This window comes from Halobacillus sp. A1, from assembly GCF_024189295.1.
In the GTDB taxonomy this organism is placed as follows: domain Bacteria; phylum Bacillota; class Bacilli; order Bacillales; family Halobacillaceae; genus Halobacillus_A.
In genome coordinates this window covers 1-22,807 of sequence record NZ_JAIZEN010000011.1, presented here as the reverse complement: position 1 = coordinate 22,807, position 22,807 = coordinate 1, and the positions used below count along the sequence as shown (strand labels likewise).

Here is a 22,807-nt window from a genome sequence, read left to right as displayed (position 1 = left end):
ATGAAAAAGGTAGGTTTTCTCCAGTCTGTTCGGCTGAAGCTGACGATCGTATATATTTTACTCCTCCTTCTAGCCATTCAGGTGATTGGGTCCTACTTTGTCGGGGAATTGGAGGATCGGCTCGTTGAAAACTTCGAAGAGTCGTTAGAGGGCAGGCTGAACTCTTTAAACTACAGCCTGCAGAATGCTTATGAAACGGAGCGGGACGATTCCGATACGACCCTAGAAACCGATGTACAGCGGCTGATCGACGATTTTAATGAAAGTGATATTCATAAGCTGCAAGTGATCGACTATTCCAACCGCCGAGTCATTGCTACATATGATCCGGAAGACTTTAACCGGTCAGACGTAGGTAAGAAATCAAATGACCCGAGGATTACCAGCGCCTTACTGTATAGAAGCAACCAGGATCCGGAGATTCAGCTCGACCCTGATACGCAGAACCGACTGCTCGTCGGGGCCAAACCGGTGGAAAGCAGTGATGGCGAAGAAGTCCATGCGGCGGTAAGTTATCAGGCGAATTTGACGAATGTATATGACCAGCTGCAGGATATCAATAACATTTTTGCGCGTGGGACGCTGTTAGCGATTACTGTGACGGCTTTATTAGGTATTCTTGTCGCCAGGACGATCACTAAACCTTTATCCGAAATGAGAAGACAGGCTCAAATTATGGCAACAGGAGACTTTTCACAAAAAGTGAGCGTGCACGGCAACGATGAAATCGGTCAGCTCGGTGTCACATTCAACGATTTGAATGACAAGCTGAAGCAGTCTCAAGCCACGACAGAAGGTGAGCGGCGGAAGTTAAGCTCCGTTCTTTCAAATATGTCGGATGGTGTTATCGCAACGGACCGTTTAGGTGCGATCACTTTAATGAACGCCCCGGCCTCCAAGCTGATCGGCCAATCCTTTGAAGAAGTGCAGGGTCAATCACTGATCGATATTCTCGATCTCAATGAACAGGTTACCGATGTGAATGATATTGAGTCGATCGGATCGATTATCATCGATTTAAGTACGGAGGATCAGCCGCTGTTACTGAAAGCCAATTTCTCGGTCGTTCAAAATGAAAATGAAGAAATGGACGGGTTCATTTCAGTAATCAGCGATGTAACCGAGCAGGAGCGGATCGAACAGGAGCGGAGGGAGTTCGTTTCCAACGTATCGCATGAACTTCGCACCCCGCTCACAACCATGAAAAGCTATCTCGAAGCATTGACGGACGGAGCGTGGGAAAACAAGGAAATCGCCCCCCGCTTCCTCGACGTTACACAAAACGAGACCGACCGCATGATCCGGCTTGTGAATGATTTACTCCAGCTTTCCAAAATGGATCGCAAAGATACCGGGCTGTTTAAAGAAAAAGTGGAGTTTATCGAGTATTTCAGCCACGTGATTGACCGTTTTGAAATGCATAAAGATCAAAAGAATGCGTTTGAACGAATTTTGACGGAACAAAGCTTGTATGTTTGGATCGATAAAGACAAAATCACTCAAGTGCTCGACAATATCATTTCCAATTCGATCAAATATTCCCCAGAAGGCGGAACGATTACCCTTAAAGCAGAAACGATGAAGAAACAGCTGCTTGTAAGTATCACGGATCAGGGGATGGGGATGCCGTCTGACACGGTTGATAAAATATTCGATCGTTTTTATCGGGTGGATAAAGCTCGGTCCAGGGAAGTGGGCGGTACGGGACTCGGTCTCGCTATTGCCCGGGAAATAATTGAATCCCACCATGGTCAAATATGGGCGAATAGTCAAGAAGGTAAAGGTACGACCGTTTTCTTCACCCTTCCGCTCATTAACCAGAAGCGGAGGAAGCGCAAATGAAGGTAGAAACGTTGAAATCTATTATTCTCGTCATACTCATCGGTTTTAGTTTGCTGCTTACTGTAGGTTTGTGGTACTACCAGCCGGAATATGAAAGTGCAGAAGACGGGGACAGCCTTATTGATGAAACGAGCATTGAGGGTGAAGAAGTCGAGATCTCTTCTCTCATTGAGCCGGATCAGTTCATTTTTCATCTGGACGGAGCGCATTATTCCTTTAGAAACCAAGCCGATACGAGACTTGCTTTCAATGATATGAGAGACTGGACGCTCTCAGGTTTGACTACCACAGAAAATCGAGAACCTCAATTCAATGAAGGCAATTGGGTGGAGCTTTCTTTTCCGACACGCATCCCTTCTAAGATGATTCCTGAACTATTCAACGTTGAAAGCGAAAATGAAGTGCCGTCCGGTCAATTCAACAGAATGTTCATTACGTATAACCCAGATGGGGCTGAGCTGATGTTCACGTCGGACTCAGAAAGTTCAGCAGCATTCAGAGCTTCCATCGGACCGGATGACGCGGATCAGTTAGCGGACAGCTACAGCGATGAAGAATTACTGGCCGAGCAGACTCTGTTTGCGGAAGATGAAGACAAGCGGATTTATATCCCGAAAGACAGTGTGACCGTCCAGGAGGATTCTGTAGAAACGGAACGAATTGATATTCTGCCTTTAAAAAATGAATTATTTCCTGACTCACCCGTCGTCAACGTTTCAGAGGGATCGACGAGCGAGCAGCGATTGACCGATAACAGCAGAAGACTAGAAACACTTGGCAACGGCAATCGAATGGAATACACGAAGCTCACGCCGAATACTTCAGATGTGCAAAGGGCTTTAAATTCGTATGACTTGTTAGAAAGAAGTGTGAATTTTATCAATACACATGAAGGCTGGACAGACACGTTCCGGTTATCGGAGCTGAATCCTTCCAATTCTTCTATTGTTTACAATATGTATTTCAATGACATTCCTCTGCTTTCCAGTGCAGATGACGTTCATAGAATCAGGCTGGAGTACGATGGCGAAGAAGAGCAGCGTTATGTGCGTCCACTTCGTGATTTCGACCCATCCTACCCGAACCCTAACGAAACAGAATTACCTTCCGGGGAAGATGTGGCCGCCTTTTTGGAAGATTCCCGTCAATATAACGTGAACCTGATCGAAGATATTAAAATCGGCTATACGATTGCTCCTCAATCTCAAAATTACCAGCAGGTGTATGACCTCATTCCCGTCTGGTTCGTCAAAGAAAATGGCAGCTGGAAAGAGATTAATGAGTTATCTTCATCGAGCGGAGAAGGAGGGGTAGCTCATGCAGTGGGGACAAATTAAAACATTGTTCATCCTCAGCTTCCTTATTTTGGATCTGTTCTTGCTGCAGCAATTTTTGACGAAGCAGGAGGAAGCTCAGGTAGGGACCCTGCAAGATTCGATGTTCGACGAAAGTCCTGCTGAGAATAACGTGGAGATCAGCGGAGACGTGCCGGAAGAAGCTCCTGAAGTCAGCTTTTTAATTGCTTCTCTCAGTGATTTTTCTGAAAGCCAGTTAGACGGCATTCGTGATTTAACCGATCAGGAGGCTCAAGTCTTCAATGAAAATCTGCTCGTATCCACTTTAGATGAACCTGTAGATATTGAGGACGATGAAGAAGAGATCACAGAAGTCGTCGGTGAATATGTTCCCTTCATTAGTCAGTACTCGTATTGGGGATGGAATGAACAAAGAGATAAAATCCTTTTCTTCCAGACGACCAACACCCGGACGGTATATTACAATTCGGGAGGCGTATTGATGGTGGACGTGGAAGACGGGCAGATGACAGGGTATCAGCTGACCCAGTTAAGAGAAGATGAGGATGACAGCGGAGATGAACGCGAACTGTTAGAGCCGATTGACGTCATTGACATTTTATACGAAGACCAGGTCATTACGACGGGCGATGAAGTCACGGAAATGAAAATAGGCTACTATTCAGCAGCGACCTTTGATCCGACTCAGGTGTTCGCACCGATTTGGAAAATTACCGTCAATGGCGAAGAAGATCTTTTCGTCAATGCGGTGACCGGCGAAGGCCGTATGCTCGATATTGATGAAGACGAGTTTATTGAGGCTACAACAGAGTACTTTATGGACGTCATGGACGAAAATGGAGAAGATATCATTACTAATGAAGAAGCTGATGAAGAAGAAAACGATGATGAAAGCAGCTCTGATGAAGAGGAAGAAGAATAGATCGACATGGGGTGTCATACAATGAGTTTACGATTCAGTGTGCTTGCCTCAGGCAGTACAGGCAATGCATTTTATATTGAGTCCGGCGATGAGAAAATTTTAGTTGATGCTGGACTAAGTGGAAAGAAAGTGGAAGGGCTGCTTGATCAAATTGAAGTGGATCCACACGATCTTTCAAGAATTCTAGTCACTCACGAACATAGTGACCACATTAAAGGATTAGGGATTATGGCCAGGCGCTACAACCTGCCGATTTACGCTAATGAAAAGACGTGGCAGGCGATGGAAGGGCAGCTCGGGAAGCTTAAAACCGATCAGAAATTCCATTTCAATATGGAAGAAACGCGGACTTTCGGCGGAATAGACATCGAATCATTCGCCGTCTCCCACGATGCCGCCGATCCGATGTTTTATACCTTTCGTAAAGACGGAAAAAAAGTATCGCTCGTCACCGATCTAGGCTATGTATCCGAGCGCATCAAAAAAACGGTGGAAGGCTCTGACGCTCTCATTTTCGAATCGAATCACGATGTAAGCATGCTGAGGATGGGCCGCTATCCATGGAACGTGAAACGAAGAATTCTAGGTGATTCCGGCCACGTGTCCAATGAAGATTGTGCCCTTGCTCTCACTGATATTTTGGATGATCAAACGAAGCGCGTCTATTTAGCCCACCTCAGCTTGGATAATAATATGAAAGAGCTGGCCCGTATGTCCGTACAGGACGTGTTACAGGAACGCGGTTTTGAAATCGGCAGAAGAATCGAACTGCATGATACCGATCCCGCCTATGCGACGCCAATCTATGACTTGTAGGGTTTTAAAACTCAAAGTTAAGGTAAGAATAAGGTAGAATAAGATGTGGAAGAAAGGAAAGGTGATAGCCGTGGGATACTACGACGATCATTCACCAGCCACACAGCAGAAGAAGAGCCGCCGATTCATAACGCCTGCCCTTATCGGGATTGTGCTCGGTGCTGTTCTCGTTTTGCTGGCGTTGCCTGCGCTGGTACAAACCAATTTACTCCCTTATGACATGACAGCACCGGACGAGGACCGTGAATCCATAGAAGACGAAGACACCAACTTAAACAGCGAACGGGTAGAGCTTGATGTAAATACCCAGATTACAGAAATCGTAGAAGAAGTCACCCCCTCGGTCGTCGGGGTCGTCAATAACCAGTCCCAATCCCAGTTCTGGGAGGAGCCAGGCTCTGAACAGGCAGGAGAAGGATCAGGGGTCATTTACAAGCAGGAAGACGGAAAAGCCTATGTCGTTACGAACAATCACGTCATTGAAGGTGCAAACGATATAGAAGTCGTCATGTCCGATGAAACGAGAGTGCCCGCTGAACTCGTCGGAGGAGACGTATTCTCCGATCTCGCCGTACTCGAAATGTCGGACGAAACGGTCACCAAAGTAGCGGAAATCGGAACGTCAGAAAGCCTGAAAGTCGGTGAACCGGCCATCGCCATCGGAAACCCATTAGGATTACGATTCGCAGGCTCCGTTACGAAAGGAATTATCAGCGGAACCCAGCGTGCGATCCCTCAGGATTTTAACAACGACGGACAGCCGGACTGGCAGGCAGAGGTCATTCAGACAGATGCAGCGATCAACCCCGGGAACAGCGGAGGAGCGTTGATTAACGTCAACGGCCAACTGATCGGCATCAATTCTATGAAAGTCGCTCAATCCTCCGTCGAAGGCATCGGATTCGCGATTCCTATCGATGCGGCCCTGCCCTTAATCGAGCAGCTCGAGGAAAACGGCCAGGTGGAACGTGCATTTATCGGCATTGAAGCCTACGGATTAAAAGAAGTGCCTTCTTCAGAACTGCAGAGCACGCTCAACCTGCCAGACGATGTGGAAGATGGATTGTATATTCGAAGCATTACGCAAATGTCTCCAGCTTCAAAAGCAGGACTCGAACCACTCGACGTCATTACAGAGCTTGATGGAGAGCCCGTAGCCGACATCATCGATTTACGCAAATACTTGTACGATGAAAAGAATCCAGGAGATACATTAGAAGTCACCTATTATCGCAACGGTGAACAAAATTCAACAACCGTCACCCTTGGCACCCAGGAATAGACTCTTGTAAAAGCGTGTGCTCCTCAAAAAGCACACGCTTTTTTTATCCACACCGTGTGAATAATATTCTGGATAAATAGCATATATGGTGGCGAACATACATGCTAACACAATATAGACACATCAATTTGTGCATATGTGGATAGAACTGTGGATAAACTGTTCACACCGTGGGATAACTTGTGAATAGCTCAAAATTAACAATTTCTGTGCATAAGTCTGTGGATAATTGTGGGTAACTTAATTCGTTAGTCGTCTTATCCACATGTGCACAGGGAACAAAGCCTTAAGCTCTCCCTTTTTCAACAACATTCTACATAATCCTCTAATTTCCGCAAAAGTCTACTAACGGCTATCGAGAGTGGGTTATCCACATTTTTTCAAAAAGGTTGTCCATAACTCATCCAGTTTCGTACAATGAAGTGGATAAGGAGGATTACATATGATAGATGTTCGAAGCGATACCGTAACAAGACCCACCCCCGAGATGCGGAAGGCCGGCTATCACGTCGAGGTGGGGGATGACGTGTACGGCGAAGACTTGAGCGTTATAAAATTAGAAGAGACCGCAGCGCGCATGCTCGGAAAAGAAGCAGCCCTGTTCGTAACGAGCGGAACGCAAGGCAATCAGATCGCAGCACTGACCCACTGTGACCGCGGGGATGAAGTACTCCTCGAAGCGGATGCTCACCTTTTCCTATATGAAGGGGCAGCGATGTCCGCCTTAGCAGGCGTCCAGCCCCGCACGATCCAGGGCGTGCGCGGAGCGATGAACCCGGAGCATGTACGGGCAGCCGTGCGGCCGGATAATATCCATTTTCCTGAAACGGGAATGATCTGCATAGAAAACTCCCACAACAAAGCTGGAGGAGCCATCGTCCCTCTCGAAAACATGCAGGCGATTCATGACATAGCGAGAGAGCACGGCATTCCTGTCCATTTGGACGGCGCCCGATTATTCAATGCGTCGGTCGCTTCCGGCATCTCCGTTAAAGATTACGCGGCCCAGACAGATACGGTGCAGTTCTGTTTATCAAAAGGACTCGGAGCCCCTGTCGGTTCGATCATTTCCGGCTCCGCCGAGTTCATTCGAAAAGCGCGCAAATGGCGCAAACGCCTCGGAGGCGGACTTCGCCAGGTCGGCGTCATTGCCGAACCCGGGTACGTTGCGCTGACGACGATGGTCGACCGACTGGCAGAAGATCATGAACATGCGGCATTACTGGCCGAAGCTTTTGAACAAGTTCCCGGACTGAGCATTGAAGGACCGGTCGATACGAACATCGTTATCGTCAATGTTGCTGGTCTTTCCATGTCCAGCGATCACTTTGTGGAAGAACTGACAAAAGCAGGCGTATTTGCCGGGACGTTCGGTCCGGACACCGTGCGTTTTGTTACTCACTATGACGTGAACCGCAACGATATTAAACAAGTGATTGATCGGGTGAACGATCTGGCCCGCGTACGAAGCTGAAATTCTATCCACACAAAAAAGCCCTCTTCCACAAGCGCCATAGCGGCGGGGAAGAGGGCTTTTATTTATTGAGCAGCGGCGAGACCCGCTTTATTCAGGAAATTCCACGGCTGGTTGAAGTGCGGCTGGAAGAAGAAATCGACAAAGCCGAGCTCATCGACGGTCATTCCGCTTTGAGTGCAGACGCTGAGCGTATTGATCGACTGCGTCACGTCCACTTTTGACAACACTTGCGCGCCTACGATTTTACGAGACTCAGGGTCATAGCTTACCTTCAGCTGTACATTTTCAGCCGTCGGCATAAACTCTGGGCGATGCTTTTCATTAATTGTGATGCTTTTCACATGAACACCTAAAAGACGGGCTGAGGTTTCCGTCAATCCGGTAGAGGCCATGTTCAAATCATAAATGTGCAGGCCGGACGTTCCCTGGGTACCGACATTTTTCAGTACAGGTCCCATCAAGTTGCGAGCTGCGAGCGTACCCATGCGCACGGCGTTGGTAGCCAGCGGGATATAAGCGTGTCCGCCGGTCGGGTTATACTTAACCGCACAGCAGTCCCCTGCAGCAAAAATAGCTGGATCACTCGTCTGCATATATTCGTTCACTTTAATCGCTCCGTTGTCGAGCATGTCGACTTTCCCGCGCAGCAGATTCGTGTTGGGACGGAATCCTACACACATAATGACTAAATCGGTATCGATCCGGCCTTTGTTCGTCACGACCGCTTGGACCGAGCCTTTGCCTTCAAACTTTTCCACAGTCTCTCCTAAACGGAGGTCAATGCCGCGATGGCGGAAATCTTCTTCTATTTGATTGGTAAATTCCGCATCAAGATATCTATTTAAAATACGGTCGACGCCATCAATCAACGTCACCCGTTTCCCGGACTTCTCAAAAGCTTCCACGAGCTCGACTCCGATATACCCTGCGCCAACGACGGTCACGTGATCGGCATGCTCCGCTTTTTCAATAATCGTGTTTGCCTGGTTGTAGTTTTTCGCAAGCAGGACGTTGTCGAGATCGATGCCTTCGATCGGCGGCGTTACCGGCCAGGAGCCTGTCGTCATGACGAGTTTATCATAGTAGTCCGTCACAAATTCTCCGGTCACTAGATTCACAGCTTCAATGCGCTGGTTGATCGTATCGATGTCTTTCACGTCGTGCTGCATTCTCATAGAAATGCCCAGCTGTCTAAGCTGCTCAGGAGAAGAGTAAAACAATCCTTGAGGATCATCGACGACCCCGCCCACATACAGCGCTAAACCACAGGAAAGAAAGGACACGTTGTCATTGCGTTCATATACCGTGATGTCAGCTTCAGGATAAAGGTGAGCCATATTCGTAACCGCGGCGGTTCCCGCGTGAGTGCTTCCGATAACAGCGATTTTCATAATGTTTTCCTCCTTGGATATTGACTTGTGAAACAATTCACATAATCAACGTAATTTTATTATAATCCGTCCCATGAAACATTTCAACCTTTTTGTTCAATATTTCACAAAGTATATTCAATCGACATAATTTCAGCTTTTTTTCTTGAGATCGCCCATGTTTATCGATTTTTTAGATATAATAATAAAAAGACAATCGACGTGAAGGGGGCTATATGATGAAGAAAAAAAGGTGGCTTATCATAACCGTACTTTTATTACTTGTCAGTATTGGTGTAAACGTTTACCAGTACCAGACGTCCCAGGATGAGATGACAGCTGCTAAAACGACAGATTTAACGGCGATGCGCGGCCTGCTGACGGAGCTTGCGGTTCGAATTGGAGACGAGGATGCGACAGATGCGGAAATCAAAGCGCTCGCCTTTTCATTCAATAGAACGGCAGTCGACCTTTCTGACTCGAAGGACCTGTATCCCGGCGGTCATGCGGAGTTCGACTTTTATCAAAAAACCGCCCGCACCCTGCTCACTTATGTAAATAATCAGAACATCACAGAGATGCCGATCCAGCAAAGGGATACCGTCTTCCAGATTATTATGAGCGGACTCAGTTCAAGAGATGCAGATTTTATCGAACAGCAGATTGCTCAGTTGGATCCGTAAGCGAACCCTTTCCCTGATTGGAAAGCGGCCGTTTACATACTATACCCTCGCCTGTATAGAATTAGAAAAGGAAGAATTTACTGGTAAGAAAGTGCGTTGACATTAAATGACAACCTACTATAATTGAAAGTACAGCCGGTACAAGCGCGACTTGTGTCGGTTCATTTTTTTAAATACAGATGGGTAAATTATACTCTTAAGTATTTAATTTTCATTTAAGGGTGTCTTTTGTCTTTGGAACAATTAGGGACTTTCACCCAATAGATAGAATCGATCCGATCCGTAAATAGAGAGAAGGAAGATTCTTTTTCAGCAGTCAGAGCTTCGGAAATACAAAAAAAGGGGTTATATTATTCTATGTGTGGATTTATTGGGATTTTGCATAATAGAGGGCAGTCGGTCACGGAAGAATATACACAAGCATTTGAACAGAGCAATCATTTAATCAAGCACCGCGGGCCGGATGATGAGGGGTATTATCATGACGATCATATTTCTCTGGGCTTCCGCAGATTAAGCATCATCGATATCGAAAGCGGCCATCAGCCGTTTCATTTTGAAAACGAGCGCTACTGGATGGTCTTCAATGGAGAAATTTATAATTATGTCGAGCTGCGCGAACAGCTGATCGAGAAAGGCTACACCTTTCAAACCGAATCAGATACAGAAGTCATTGCTGTGCTGTTCCAGGATCAAAAGGAAGGCGCCTTCAAACAGCTGCGCGGCATGTTCAGCATTATAATATGGGATAAGCAGGAAAAAGATCTGTACGGCGCACGCGACCCGTTTGGCATCAAGCCGTTCTTTTACAGCGATTCAAACGACGTTCTCCGCTTCGCTTCAGAGAAGAAAAGCCTCGTGTCACCAAATGATGACGTCTCAACGCTCGCCCTGCAGCATTATTTAAGCTATCAATACGTACCGGAACCGTTGACGATGACAAGCGACGTACATAAGGTGGAACCCGGACATTATTTTATAAAAAAATCAGGCGGTTCCCTGCAGATGGAGCGTTATTTCCACGCGACGTTCAATCCGGTCATTACGGAAGAGAAACGTCAAATGAAACAGATTCAGGATGTCCTGTTTGATTCTGTCGGCATTCACATGCGCAGTGACGTGCCGGTCGGTTCGTTCTTGTCCGGCGGCATTGACTCGTCGCTGATTGTATCGATCGCCAAGCAGTACAACCCGAATATTAAAACGTTCTCCGTCGGCTTTGAACAAGAAGGCTACTCTGAAGTGGACGTAGCGAAAGAAACCGCCAACGCATTGAACGTAGAAAATCATGATTATTTGATTTCTGCTGAAGAATATGTAGACAAGCTGCCGAAAATCATGTGGCACATGGACGATCCACTGGCCGATCCATCCTGTGTTCCGTTGTATTTCGTCGCCCGCGAAGCGAGGAAGCAGGTGACGGTCGTGTTGTCCGGAGAAGGAGCGGATGAGCTGTTCGGCGGCTACAACATTTACCGCGAACCGGAATCCCTAAAAGCATTCAATTCGATGCCGGCCGTTTTGAAAAAAGCGTTGAACCAGGTGGCACGCGTCCTGCCTGAAGGCATGCGCGGCAAAAGCCTGCTTGAGCGAGGCACGACACCGCTCAAAGAACGCTTCATCGGGAATGCGAAAATGTTTGAAGAAGCGGAAAAAGAGCGCCTGTTAACACAGTACGCCAAAGAATATCCGTACCAGTCGCTGACGAAGCGCCTGTACCAGACAGCCGATGAATACCATCCGACCCACCAGATGCAGTATGTCGACATCCACACGTGGATGCGCGGAGACATTCTGCTGAAGGCGGATAAAATGACGATGGCGAACTCCCTCGAGCTGCGTGTTCCATTTTTAGATAAAGAAGTGTTCAACGTCGCACGCCAGCTCACCGTCGACAGCACGATCGCCGACGGCACGACGAAATCGATCCTGCGTAAAGCCGCGCGAGGCATCGTGCCCGATCACGTCCTCGACCGCAAGAAGCTCGGCTTCCCGGTACCGATCCGCCACTGGCTGCGTAATGAACTGTACGACTGGGCGAAAAAACTGATCAACAACAGCCCGACCGATCACCTGATCAGCAAAGCCGTCGTACTCGAGCTGCTTGAAGCCCACGTCCAGCAAAAAGGGGACTATTCCCGTAAGATCTGGACCGTGCTCATGTTCATGCTGTGGCATCAAATCTACATGGAAGACGTCTATTCCTTCGAAGAGCTGCAGAAAGTCGACGAAACGAAAAGTAAAGTGTACGAACAAATGTCACTCGTCTAACGACAGAAAGGGTCCACTCTCAACTCGAGAGTGGACCCTTTTTTATAATTCCAGCGTTTCTTTTAACAACTGCAAATCCGTCGCAATCATCGCCGCATCCAGCATAAAATTCTCCTCGGATATCTCAGGAAGCCTGAATAACGTGAACATCACTTCACAGCCCGGCCCATTGTGAATCACCCGCATCGGATTCAAAAGCTCAGCACCCGCGCCCACCGTCACATAATGATCCAGCACGCCGTGCGGATTATCCTCAACGAAGCGAATCTTCGCCCGGCCGTCTTCCGTCTCCACAATCCAATCATCGCCTTTTTTGGCCACCGACAAACAGAAGGACTTCGCCCACGCCGGCAGATTCATCGGCTCGTGCACGAAACGGTACACTTCCTGCATCGGTCTATTAATCGTTACGCTTACCGTTTTCGCCTCAAACATGTTCAGCACTCCTTCTCACCTAACCATACCCCTTTTACGCAGGAATATATACTGGAAAATAAAAAAATTTTGGCGGAGATTTTTTAGACTTTAAAGGAGGAGTCATTCTGCATCAGCTGCGTAAGGAGTAAATGTACAACCTCACGAAACTTCTCTGGATATAAAAAAGACCAGCTTTATAGCTGGCCCGCCATCAGTTCCACCGTTTCCTTCAACCGTCGTAAATCACTCACAAGCAAAGATCCATCCAGCAAAAAGTCCTCATCCGACACGTCAGAAGGGCGAAACAACGTCGCCACCACTTCACAGCGACGCTCCCCGTTTGCGATCACCCGCATCGGATGAACCATTTTCTCCCCTGTCGCAAGCGTCAGGTCGTAATCGGCGACCCTATAAGGGTTATCCTCCGCAAACTGCACGCGCGCCTTCCCATGGCCGGTCTCTACGAACCATACGTCCTGCCTGCATGCGACTGAGAGGCAGAACGATTTTGCCCACGCGGCCAGATTCATCGGTTCGCGCAGGAAACGGTACGCTTCATCCGCACTGATATTCACCGTCACGCTGACTGTTCTCGTATCCAACATCCGATCCCCTCCGCATCACACGTTTTTCTCCTTCATTATTTCGTTATGCCCTACGGATGAATTCTCCATCCGTAGTTTTGGTTAACTTGTTGAGAAATATTTAACAGGGATTGGGGTAACCGGGGTTCGTTGCCGCATTACGAGACAGGGGTGGTTGGGAAGCTACTCGCTTTCCTGTGGGGGACCTGGCGAGCTTCCTCGGGCTTACAGCCCTGTGGGATCTCGCCTACCTCCTTCTCCCACGGGAGTCTCGCAGCTTCCCAACCACCCCATTCATAAATGGAATTAACGAACCCCTTTAACCAGAAGAGGATCTTCCATATCATTGTCCTGTGAGAATATAGAGTTCAATAGAATGAATATTTACAGAGGCAATATAAAAAGTGCCTGGCCCTGAGGAATCGGGACCAGGCGCTCTTTTATTGGTAATTGATAATCGCTGGATTGGGATCGAGTTTTAAGATTTCCTCTGGATCCATAACGGGTTGATCCTTATCGTAAAAGATTTTAAATCCGCCGTACTGAATTGCTTTATTACGTACGAAGTTCCCGTAAAGCGACTGTTTCGCGTTGGCATCGCCCCAGCCGTCATAGTTCAGGGCGACTTCGACATTGTCGGTCGGTTGAATCGCTTCTCTATTCGTCAGCACGTCATCCGTGAACTGGTGAACGAAAACGAACTTATCCGGTAAGTTGTTTTCCTCAGTCAGCTGGGATACATACTCAACCGCTTCCTGCACTTCAGCACCATCGACCTGTCCGAGATCTTCTCCCGGCGTTTCTCCTTCATCGACTTGAAATTCGGTGTCAATCGCCAAGTGAACGTGAGGGTGCTTCAGCCACTTCTCAATCATCTTCACCTGATTCATGACGGAATCCGTGCCGAGCTGAATATCAAGCATCACAAGTGCGTCGTGCTCCTCAGCAAGCTCGACATACTCATCAATGTTCTCTTCGTCCGTCATGCGGACGTATTTTCCATCAGGTCCAGGCTCATTCTGGGCCATCGTCGCAATCAGCTCAATCGTCGGAACCGCCGGACGCTCCGGATCGGCGTCCGAATATGCCTGCGTCTGTTCCTTCAGCTGCTTCATGTACTCCTCTGGTTCCAGCTCACCGAGAATTCCCATGTTTTCCGATTCAGGAGTACCATAGAACGCCACAAGCCGATGATCCTTCAACGGTCCATCAGACGGGTCCTCCACCCCGTCAGCCAGCGTCTCCCCAACAGGGATGGAACGCTCCGGATCTCCTCCCTGTGCCTGAGCTGCAGGCATGTGCTGCTGCTCCTTTTCAGATAGACTTTCATCTAGAGGCACAGCGTCTTCCGAAGGCTCTAAAGCTTTATAAGGCGGATCAGGCTCTTCTTTTTTCTCTTCTTCAGAAGAAGCATCCTTACCCTCATGCTCCGAAGAAGTCGGAGACGAATCCGTACAAGCCGCCAGTAAGAACATAATAAACACCGCCAATAGCAGCAGAGAAATCTTTTCCATAACATCACACACTTCCTTCTCTAAAACAGTAAATCACTGGAATATTGAAGAAGTTTAACATATTTTTCTTGCGCTATGCCGTATGTAAATAAATTGAAAGAAATCTTACACACTTCTGCTTTAAAGGAAGCGGCCGAAAGCCAGCAGCTTTCATGATAAAATGGAAACAGAACAACGAGCTGGAGGACGAAACCAATGAAAATAACGATCGTAACCGTCGGAAAACTAAAAGAAAAATACCTAAAACAAGGCATCGAAGAATACATCAAGCGCCTCACCCCCTACGCCAAAGTGGAAGTCGTCGAAGTCCCCGACGAAAAAGCACCCGAGAACCTAAGCGAAGCACAAATGCTCGAAGTGAAGCAGAAAGAAGGGGAGCGGATCCTATCAAAAATCCAGCCAGACACCCACGTCTTCACACTGGAAATCGAAGGCAAGCAGCTCACTTCTGAAAAACTCGCTAAGCAGTTGGACGACCTGGCGACGTATGGGAAGAGTAAGGTAGCGTTTGTGATTGGTGGATCGCTTGGATTGAGTGATGAGGTGCTGAAGCGGAGTGATTATGGGTTGTCTTTTTCGAAGATGACGTTTCCTCATCAGTTGATGCGGTTGATGTTGGTTGAGCAGGTGTATCGGGCGTTTAAGATTAATAGGGGGGAGCCTTATCACAAGTAATGACTAATCTTCAGTACCTATAAGTCATTAATTCTTATTAAAATACTCCCTGCTAGTCCTAATTAATTTTTTGGTAGATTTACAATTATCAAATTAAAAAGTAGATAAGACCTATCAATGAGAATTGAAAATACTAATCTTATTAAATAAATGTATATGGATAAAGAAGGTAAAAAGCTATATTTGAAGAATATGTATATTATTAAGAGTATTTAGAAAGGTGGTATTACAGTATGCATCTAAAAATTAAGAGGATAGCGGATACTATTCATGGAAATATACAGATAAGTAGTATTGAAAAGAAATTAATATCCCAGCATGCCTTTAACAGATTACATAATATAATGCAAAATTCGACTGCTTTTTTAACCTATCCTTCTAATCAAACTAAAAGATTCGAACATTCATTAGGTGTGATGCACATAGGCGGTGAGATTTTCTATAATAGTGTCTCAAACGCTGAAGAAGATGTGCTAAGTGAGTTTATGAAAGAAGCGAAAGAAGAAGTTCAGAAGTTAAATGAAGATAATGGTGAAATATTGAGACATAAATTTAATGAACGTCTTGACGATGTTCTTGAAAGGTTTGAATCTGCAGATATTCTAGACCCGTTATATAAAAAGAAAGCACCAAGTGTGATAGATGACAGACATAAAAATTACTACTATTTAGTATTCCAGTCTATTAGGTGTGCTGCTTTGCTACACGACTTGGGCCATCCGCCATTTAGTCATGTAACAGAAAGTGCTTTAAACGAAGTGTTAAAAAAAGTAAAAGGGAGAGAAAAAACCACAAAGAGAATGGACTTTTTTTTGGATATAATGGATTCTTATCATAATGAAAGAAAGAATAAGTTAGAGTTGCATGAAAGGATAGGCAATAACATTGCGGATCGACTATTTGAGTTTGTTAATAATGAAACTAATCAAGATTCCGATGATATGCAACTATTTTCTATCTATGTACGTTATTTAACAATCAAAATTTTAAAGGAAGAAAATGATTTTTTTAAAGATATCCATTCAATTATTGCTAGTCCTATTGATTGTGATAGATTAGATTATGTTACTAGAGATCTTATTAATTCTGGATTTACAAAAGGTCATATTGAATATGATAGATTATTGTCTTCTATGAAGATGATTAAACAAATTGAAAAATATTATTTCGTGCCTTCTGTTAGAACATTAAGTACTATAGAAGATTTTTATCAGAGATACGTATTTCTATACAAATATGTTATCTTTCACCATCGTGTTGTAAAAACAGATCAACTATTAAGTGAAATAATTTATGATCTTTCAATGAGCTATCTTGAAGAAGAAAGTGAAGAAGAAAGTAAAGAGGATCCAAGCTTAGCATTACCATTAAATATATCAGGGTTATGGAAACCTATAAAAGTTGTGAATACTAACAAAAAATACTTTAACTTAATTACACAATGGGACGATGCATGGCTACTTACAGTTTTGAGACAAAAATTTTATGGGAATTACCAAGACACAAATAACAAAACTGGTAAACAATTGGAAGAAATTCTGTCAAATAAAAAATATTACCATTCATTAATTAAAAGAATGGATGATTTTTTAATCATAGATAAAAACATCATTGAAAACATAGACATAAAAAAAATTCGAATTAAAGACCCTGAATTTCTTATTGATTTGTTGGAAAAGCAACATGATTTATATCACCAAAGTTATTCTGAATGGAAGAAAAAAGCTCCTTCTTTTGGTTTTTTTTATTCTACAATAAATAAATTATTTGACTCTTTACTACGGTCTGAAGAATTCACAAAAGTGGTCGAAAATGCTATTATAGAGACGTGTGAAAAATTTGAGATTGACTTTGAAGAGCACGTATTGGTTAATTATAAAAAGTTGAAAACTGGTCTTGATAAGGAGAAACCTTACTTACAAGGTGAGGATGGAATCATAACTTTAAGTGAAGTTTCGAGAATCGAACATGATCTTAATCTTGGAAAAGATGTTTTCCCTCAAATCTTTATTTATATCCTTTTAGAGGAAGGGCAATTAAATGTTGAAGATTTCTTAAAAGATTTAGGTGCAAACACAGGCAAATTATTGTCTCAATACTTTGAGGAGGAGAGTTGATATGCTAAAGATACAAGATAGTCAAAATTATAAGATTGCAAAAGTAGTATTCTCTAAAGGTGAATTTAATCAAGAGCAAGTTAATAAAGAATTAAATTCAACAGGTGTGTCTCTCACTTTAGAAGAACTATCTGATATTTTAGAAATGTATTGTGATAGAGGTTTAATTTCAAAAATTGGCAATCATTATTCGGTTAATTCTTAGTACTGTACCAAAAAAAAGATAGGAATAACGAAATAGAAGAAAATTTACAGTTAAAAAAGAAGAACCAACAAGTAAAGTCCAATGTCGTTAGTGATTAATTTTTTAGAATTAATTTCTAAAAAAGGTGCCCTTAATTTGGGCACCCACAAAATTAGATGAAAATTTCATAACATACTAACCTAATTCCACTATCATCATTATTGGTATTATTAACATCCTTAACATTTATATATTCTAACAAATCATCTAATTTACTTATTAATTCATTATCGGTCATTGAAGGGAAATTGATAGATTTTAACTTATTAATAGTCCCTCTATGTAGAGGTTTTTTAAGTTTTTTTCGAATCATTCTTTGTTCGAGAGTAATTTTGTTTCTGAATTTTGCTTTTGAAAAAATATTTTCTAATCTTTCAGCAATATTTTTTTGAACTATGTCTATTTCCGAAGAGGTAGCTTTAATTTGAGCTATGTCTCTTAATTGGTCTGTTACATGTTTTTCACCTAACTCTAAAATCTCCTCAACATTAAAATTAATTTTTCTTTTCAATGGTCTTACGTTTAGATAATTTCCATTTGAGATTATCTTGTATATTTCTGCTTTGCTAGTTTTAAATTTATTTGATTTAATATCATAAAATAACCAATAATTATTACCTCCTGATTTATAATACATAAATATTCCTTTATTTTCATCTGATTTACGAATCGAGAAAATACCGTCTGGTATATTAGAGGCAAGAGTCATGTTTTTTTCATTATTAAATAATAATTCTTTATAATCTTCATATATATATTCCTCTGAAGGAATGAAATCATCTCTATCTTGTTCTAACTCATCTAATACAGTTACATCTTCCATATTAACCATTTTAAGATGCCGTTGATCTTTTTCATTAAATACTTTGTCAATAAGCACTTCATCATCTGATATAATTTGGCTCTCATTACCAATTGTTTCATTAATATATCTTATTTTTTTGGCAAGTCTCTTTGTTAAATTTAATAGTGCATCTAATTTATCATCTGGAATAAAATTATAAATATAAACATTGTCATGCTGAGTCGTAATACGGTCAATTCTGCCTTCTCTTTGAATGATTCTTACTGGGTTCCAGGTGAGATCATAATTAATAATGGTATTACAATCTTGAAGATTTTGTCCTTCTGACAATATATCAGTTGAAATTAATATATCAATTTCTGGTTTATTTGAATCAAAAAAATCTGGATTTGCTTTTGGGGAAAATTGTGCAACTACTTTTTCTTTCCTGTTATTTTGGTTATTTTTGCTGTCTATTTCACTAACTTCCCCAAAATTGTATTTTGAAAGGTTTTCATATAAATAACGAGCAGTATCTTTAAATTGAGTGAAAATGAGTAATTTAGGCCGTGAATTTTTACTTTGACTAAGTCTAATATGATTAATAAATGTTTGAAGTTTCACGTCTTTTTCGTTATCAATATCTTTAATTAGACTAATGATTTCGGAAAGGTCTTTTTTATCTGATTGCACCTGGTCTTTTAATTTTTGAATGTTACCATGATAATCAGAAACGTCTATTTTTACGAAATCATCTTCAATATCATAACTATCTGATTCCAACAATGACATAATTTCTTTTTTCAATATTAAATAGCCATTATCCATTGAGTTAAGGAGTAATTCACTATATCTTATTTGCTTCATTATAGAGTTTCTAAATGCTTCTACTGAACTTTCAAATCTCTTAAGAAACATAGATCTTACAAGTGATTTATTGAAAAATTGTTGACCCTCTGAAAGGGTATCATCAGCAATTATTGGCAAATGCAAGTTTTCTATAATATTGGCTATTTTTAAGAATATGTTTTCTCCATATAAGTCAGATATACTGTAACTGATTTTTTTTAAATTTCTTTTAGGGAATTTTAATTCTTTGCCATTTACAAATAATTTCTTTTGTTTGTTACCGTATTTTTTCTTAATAAAAGTCCGACTTCTTCTTATCATTATTTCATTTAGAATGTTTGATACTTCATCTTTTTTTTCTTCGTATTCGTTAAATATATCCCTTAATTTTGCTATTCCGAATTTATTCTTAAAATCATCATCTTTTAAAAATAAAGTCAGTATATTATATAGGTCGTATATAGAATTATTTACGGGGGTGGCAGTTAATTGAACAATACTCTTATCCATAGTAACTTTTATTAATTCCCTGTGCCTATTTGCATTTTGATTACGGAAATTGTGAGCTTCGTCTATAATAATTACATCTACGTTTAGCAATTCTTTATTCGGAATGCCGTTCCTACCGATACTCTCCTGTGTAATCACATTAGCGCTAATATTTAAAAAATTTGCTTGGTTTTGCCACATGGATTTTAATGAGCCAGGACAAATTATTGTGGTAGTTTTTTCTTGTAATTTAAAATATCTTAGAAGTCCTTTAGCGACATATGTTTTTCCAAGTCCAACACTATCTGCAATAATAACACCATTGTAACTGTCTAAAATTTGAACCGCTTTTTTAACAGCAAATGCTTGGAATTCTGTAAGATCATCTAGTTTAAGGGCCTGAATATCCTCGAATATATTATCGTCTTTTAAAAATTCAAAAAGTGTTTTTAATAATATATCAAAGGGCGAATAATCATACTTTTCAACTTGTAAGTTGTTTTCAATGACACTTAATAAGTCTTTATTGAAATCTTCAGCTTCTTCCCAGATTTCTTTGTACCATTTCTTTACTTCGCTTATAGCTGAAGGTTGTCTTAAAATCGCATTTAATTCAGTATTAACCTTGCTATTATCGTCTCCAAGTCCACTTTTAGAAAAATTACTTGAACCAATAATTGCATATTGCTCTTTTATTTCACCATTATTATAGCCTACATCTAGTATATAAGCTTTTGAGTGAAATTTTTCTTTTACATATATTTTAAAATTGACTTTACCATCTCTAATCATTTGAGACAAATCGTAAATCATTTGTTTTTGCTCATCGCCTAAGTAGGATATATCTTTTTCCATTGAATTAAGGATAAGTTGTTTTCGTAATTCATAACCACTTGATAATTCATGAGCAGTTAAGGCATCAGTTTCGTTTCCTATAACAATGTTAATAGTACACTCAGGGTTAATATTTTCTTTGATTAAGTTGAAGCCATTCAGGTAGAAATACCCTGACGCAATTTCTACCTTATCTGCATATTTTATTAAACTATTAAGTGTATCTTTTAATAGTGTTGTTCTGTTATCAATTATTTCTGGAATTTCAGGCACTTAATCCAACTCCGTTTCTTATTCAATAATACCAATTAGAGTTTTTTTGTCTTCTTCGTTTATTGAGTATATTTCAAAAGCTAATTTATCAATAAACTTTTGATTACTCTCTATTTCAGACTTATTCCCTTTTTCTTCGCTGAGTATTGCGGACAGAATGAGCCACTAGTGCGGAGTTTTGAGCCGTTGAATGCGGGAAATAGAGCCAGTGAATGCGTACAAATGAGCCGCCGGGTTCAGATGATCTAATAGGAAAAGCCATTGAAACGAGTGTTTCAATGGCTGTGGTCTTTACATACATGATGAATGATCCAACTCTTGATTTTTGAAGGAAAGAGAACGTATAACCAATTCACCTATACCTATTTCTTGATCCTCGGCCTCAAGACAAGCAGTTAGTCAGCCGTGAAAAAAATAAGTAACGGCACGTCTTTCCAACTCTACTGGTCTCATGAATTAATCCCCAATCCGTGACGTTCCCTCATCGAAATCTCGCCATCAACTAGGATCTTATAGGAGTCATGCACAATGCGGTCGAGAATCGCATCTGCTATCTGAGCCTGTCCTAACTTCGAGTGCCACCCTTCGGGTGAGAATTGGGAACAGAATATCGTGGATGTCCGCTTTATTCTCGATTCGATTATTTCTAAGACATGAAGGGCGTGCTCCTCTGAGAGCTCCGTCAGTAGCCATTCATCCAGTATCAGAAGATCAATCTTCTTGTATTTTTGGATGAGTTTGCGGAAGCTTCCATCAGCTTCATACTTCGCTACAGCTAATTCATCCAGTAATTCTGGCAACCTGATATATTTCACTTTGTGAAATTGGCGACAGGCATGAATGCCAAAAGCATTCGCAATCCATGTTTTGCCGTTCCCCGAAGCGCCCATCATAATAATGTTGTGGTGATTCTGCAGATAATTACCTGTTGCCAACTCCAAGATGAGATTTTTGTCTAGCTTGCGGTCCGGGTGATATTCAATGTCTTCAATGGCCGCGGTAGGATCCTCAAAAGTGGCTTGTTTTATTAATCGTTCCAATCGGTTGGATTTTCGGCGATCATATTCATAGTCAACCAGGAGGTTGAATCGATCATCAAAATCCATCGTTTGATAGTCTTTGTTTTGTCTCTGTTGCTGATAGAGTTCTGCCATTGCTCCCATTTTCATTTCTGTTAATTTACGTAATGTTTCTTGGTTCATTATTTGTTGCCCCCTCCGAAGTATTTGGCCCCACGTGTAAAGCCGTGGTTTTCGTGGTGAATGATGGTGTGTTCATCTTTTGCCTTGCGCTTCTTCCGCCTGTCTAAAATCCCTTTTAACACAGGAATGGTAGGATTAGTGGAGATATCCAGTAATGTTCGAGCTGCCGTTTCCAGATCATCCTTTGTATATTTGGAGGAAACATTTCGTAACGAGCTTAGAATCGTTAGTGCTTTCTTTTCCGGATGATGTTTAAGAATATGGGCAACCAGTCGATCAGTAGAAGGTCCGATGGACCCTGCCCATTTCTGGTTGTTCTCCGGAGTGTGCTCCAGATATGATCGATGGTTATCCGGCATGTGATCCGGGTTCGTAGAGAATTGGCCTACTTCCTCAAGGGACCGTTTGTGGGATGCAATTCGCACTTCTTTAAAGTACACTTCTAGTAGATCCGTGGACAGTCGAATATCGACCTCTTCACGGACATACTCATACGGAACGGAATAGTACATGCGATCAACTTGGATGTGGTAGTTCAGTTGAACCTTTGCAGTTTTCCATTCCGCAAGTTTGTAACGGGTTGGAGGAAGTGGCTGAAGGTGAGATTTCTCTTCTTCCTCGAATACCTGTTTCCTTGATCCAGGACGTTTTTGAAAGTCTATCGTGTTGATTTCCTCAAGCTTTTTATGAATTTGTTGATTTAAATCTCCCAAATGGAAACATTGGTAGTTTCGTAGTGAAGCGATGATTTGACGTGAAATGTAGCCGACCGTTCCTTCCACGCTGGCCTTGTCTTTTGGCTTTCGAACCCGACTGGGAACAATGATGGTACGATAGTAATCTGCC

18 protein-coding genes are annotated in these 22,807 nt (G+C 42.5%); 11 read left to right on the top strand and 7 right to left on the bottom strand.

Annotated elements, in window-relative coordinates:
- From walK to LF817_RS12440, 6 genes are all read left to right on the top strand, one after another.
- Nucleotides 1–1,842, top strand: a complete 1,842-nt coding sequence (gene walK / locus LF817_RS12465) for a cell wall metabolism sensor histidine kinase WalK (RefSeq protein WP_253936152.1) — start codon at nt 1–3, stop codon at nt 1,840–1,842.
- A complete protein-coding gene (locus LF817_RS12460) occupies nt 1,839–3,179 on the top strand; it encodes a YycH family regulatory protein (RefSeq protein ID WP_253936151.1) in 1,341 nt (446 codons plus the stop codon). The genes walK and LF817_RS12460 overlap by 4 nt, the downstream gene beginning before the upstream one ends.
- The gene (locus tag LF817_RS12455; RefSeq protein ID WP_253936150.1) at nt 3,160–4,080 is read left to right on the top strand and encodes a two-component system regulatory protein YycI; all 921 of its coding nucleotides are present in this window, start codon (nt 3,160–3,162) and stop codon (nt 4,078–4,080) included. Before LF817_RS12460 ends, LF817_RS12455 begins: the two co-directional genes overlap by 20 nt.
- Before the next feature lie 21 nt (nt 4,081–4,101).
- Nucleotides 4,102–4,896 (top strand): MBL fold metallo-hydrolase, encoded by a 795-nt coding sequence (locus LF817_RS12450; protein WP_253936149.1) that lies wholly within the window; start codon nt 4,102–4,104, stop codon nt 4,894–4,896.
- Nucleotides 4,897–4,966: 70 nt separating this feature from the next.
- Nucleotides 4,967–6,178, top strand: a complete 1,212-nt coding sequence (locus tag LF817_RS12445; RefSeq protein WP_371925056.1) for a S1C family serine protease — start codon at nt 4,967–4,969, stop codon at nt 6,176–6,178.
- Between the two features lie 442 nt (nt 6,179–6,620).
- Nucleotides 6,621–7,652 (top strand): threonine aldolase family protein, encoded by a 1,032-nt coding sequence (locus LF817_RS12440; protein WP_253936147.1) that lies wholly within the window; start codon nt 6,621–6,623, stop codon nt 7,650–7,652.
- A 65-nt stretch (nt 7,653–7,717) separates the two neighbouring features.
- On the opposite strand, the gene LF817_RS12435 is transcribed toward LF817_RS12440, so the two are convergent.
- The gene (locus LF817_RS12435; RefSeq protein WP_253936146.1) at nt 7,718–9,046 is read right to left on the bottom strand and encodes an FAD-dependent oxidoreductase; all 1,329 of its coding nucleotides are present in this window, start codon (nt 9,044–9,046) and stop codon (nt 7,718–7,720) included.
- A gap of 218 nt (nt 9,047–9,264) precedes the next feature.
- Here LF817_RS12435 and LF817_RS12430 point away from each other — a divergent pair, with 218 nt between their 5' ends.
- Both LF817_RS12430 and asnB read left to right on the top strand, forming a co-directional pair.
- Nucleotides 9,265–9,708: a hypothetical protein gene (locus LF817_RS12430; RefSeq protein ID WP_253936145.1), complete on the top strand. Its 444-nt coding sequence runs from the start codon at nt 9,265–9,267 to the stop codon at nt 9,706–9,708.
- Between the two features lie 357 nt (nt 9,709–10,065).
- Nucleotides 10,066–11,979, top strand: coding sequence for an asparagine synthase (glutamine-hydrolyzing) (asnB, locus tag LF817_RS12425; RefSeq protein WP_253936144.1), 1,914 nt, complete (start codon nt 10,066–10,068; stop codon nt 11,977–11,979).
- Nucleotides 11,980–12,021: 42 nt separating this feature from the next.
- On the opposite strand, the gene LF817_RS12420 is transcribed toward asnB, so the two are convergent.
- From LF817_RS12420 to LF817_RS12410, 3 genes are all read right to left on the bottom strand, one after another.
- The gene (locus LF817_RS12420) at nt 12,022–12,414 is read right to left on the bottom strand and encodes an SRPBCC family protein (protein ID WP_253936143.1); all 393 of its coding nucleotides are present in this window, start codon (nt 12,412–12,414) and stop codon (nt 12,022–12,024) included.
- A gap of 176 nt (nt 12,415–12,590) precedes the next feature.
- Nucleotides 12,591–13,001: a hypothetical protein gene (locus tag LF817_RS12415; RefSeq protein ID WP_253936142.1), complete on the bottom strand. Its 411-nt coding sequence runs from the start codon at nt 12,999–13,001 to the stop codon at nt 12,591–12,593.
- Nucleotides 13,002–13,420: 419 nt separating this feature from the next.
- Complete coding sequence (locus tag LF817_RS12410; RefSeq protein ID WP_253936141.1) at nt 13,421–14,494, bottom strand: hypothetical protein; 1,074 nt, start codon at nt 14,492–14,494, stop codon at nt 13,421–13,423.
- Between the two features lie 195 nt (nt 14,495–14,689).
- On the opposite strand from LF817_RS12410, the gene rlmH reads away from it, so the two are divergent.
- The 3 genes from rlmH (at nt 14,690) to LF817_RS12395 (ending at nt 17,491) form a co-directional block, all read left to right on the top strand.
- On the top strand, nt 14,690–15,169 hold the full coding sequence (rlmH, locus tag LF817_RS12405; protein WP_253936140.1) for a 23S rRNA (pseudouridine(1915)-N(3))-methyltransferase RlmH: 480 nt from the start codon (nt 14,690–14,692) through the stop codon (nt 15,167–15,169).
- A gap of 233 nt (nt 15,170–15,402) precedes the next feature.
- A complete protein-coding gene (locus tag LF817_RS12400) occupies nt 15,403–17,286 on the top strand; it encodes an HD domain-containing protein (RefSeq protein ID WP_253936139.1) in 1,884 nt (627 codons plus the stop codon).
- 1 nt (nt 17,287) lies between these two features.
- Nucleotides 17,288–17,491, top strand: coding sequence for a hypothetical protein (locus LF817_RS12395; protein ID WP_253936138.1), 204 nt, complete (start codon nt 17,288–17,290; stop codon nt 17,489–17,491).
- A gap of 151 nt (nt 17,492–17,642) precedes the next feature.
- Here the strand turns inward: LF817_RS12395 and LF817_RS20425 are convergent, their stop codons facing one another.
- From LF817_RS20425 to LF817_RS12380, 3 genes are all read right to left on the bottom strand, one after another.
- Complete coding sequence (locus LF817_RS20425; RefSeq protein WP_253936137.1) at nt 17,643–20,759, bottom strand: helicase-related protein; 3,117 nt, start codon at nt 20,757–20,759, stop codon at nt 17,643–17,645.
- Between the two features lie 449 nt (nt 20,760–21,208).
- Nucleotides 21,209–21,964 (bottom strand): IS21-like element helper ATPase IstB, encoded by a 756-nt coding sequence (gene istB, locus LF817_RS12385; protein WP_371925055.1) that lies wholly within the window; start codon nt 21,962–21,964, stop codon nt 21,209–21,211.
- Nucleotides 21,961–22,807, bottom strand: an 847-nt coding sequence (locus LF817_RS12380; RefSeq protein ID WP_483867077.1) for a Mu transposase domain-containing protein, incomplete at its 5' end; no start/stop codon positions are given. The genes istB and LF817_RS12380, both read right to left, overlap by 4 nt.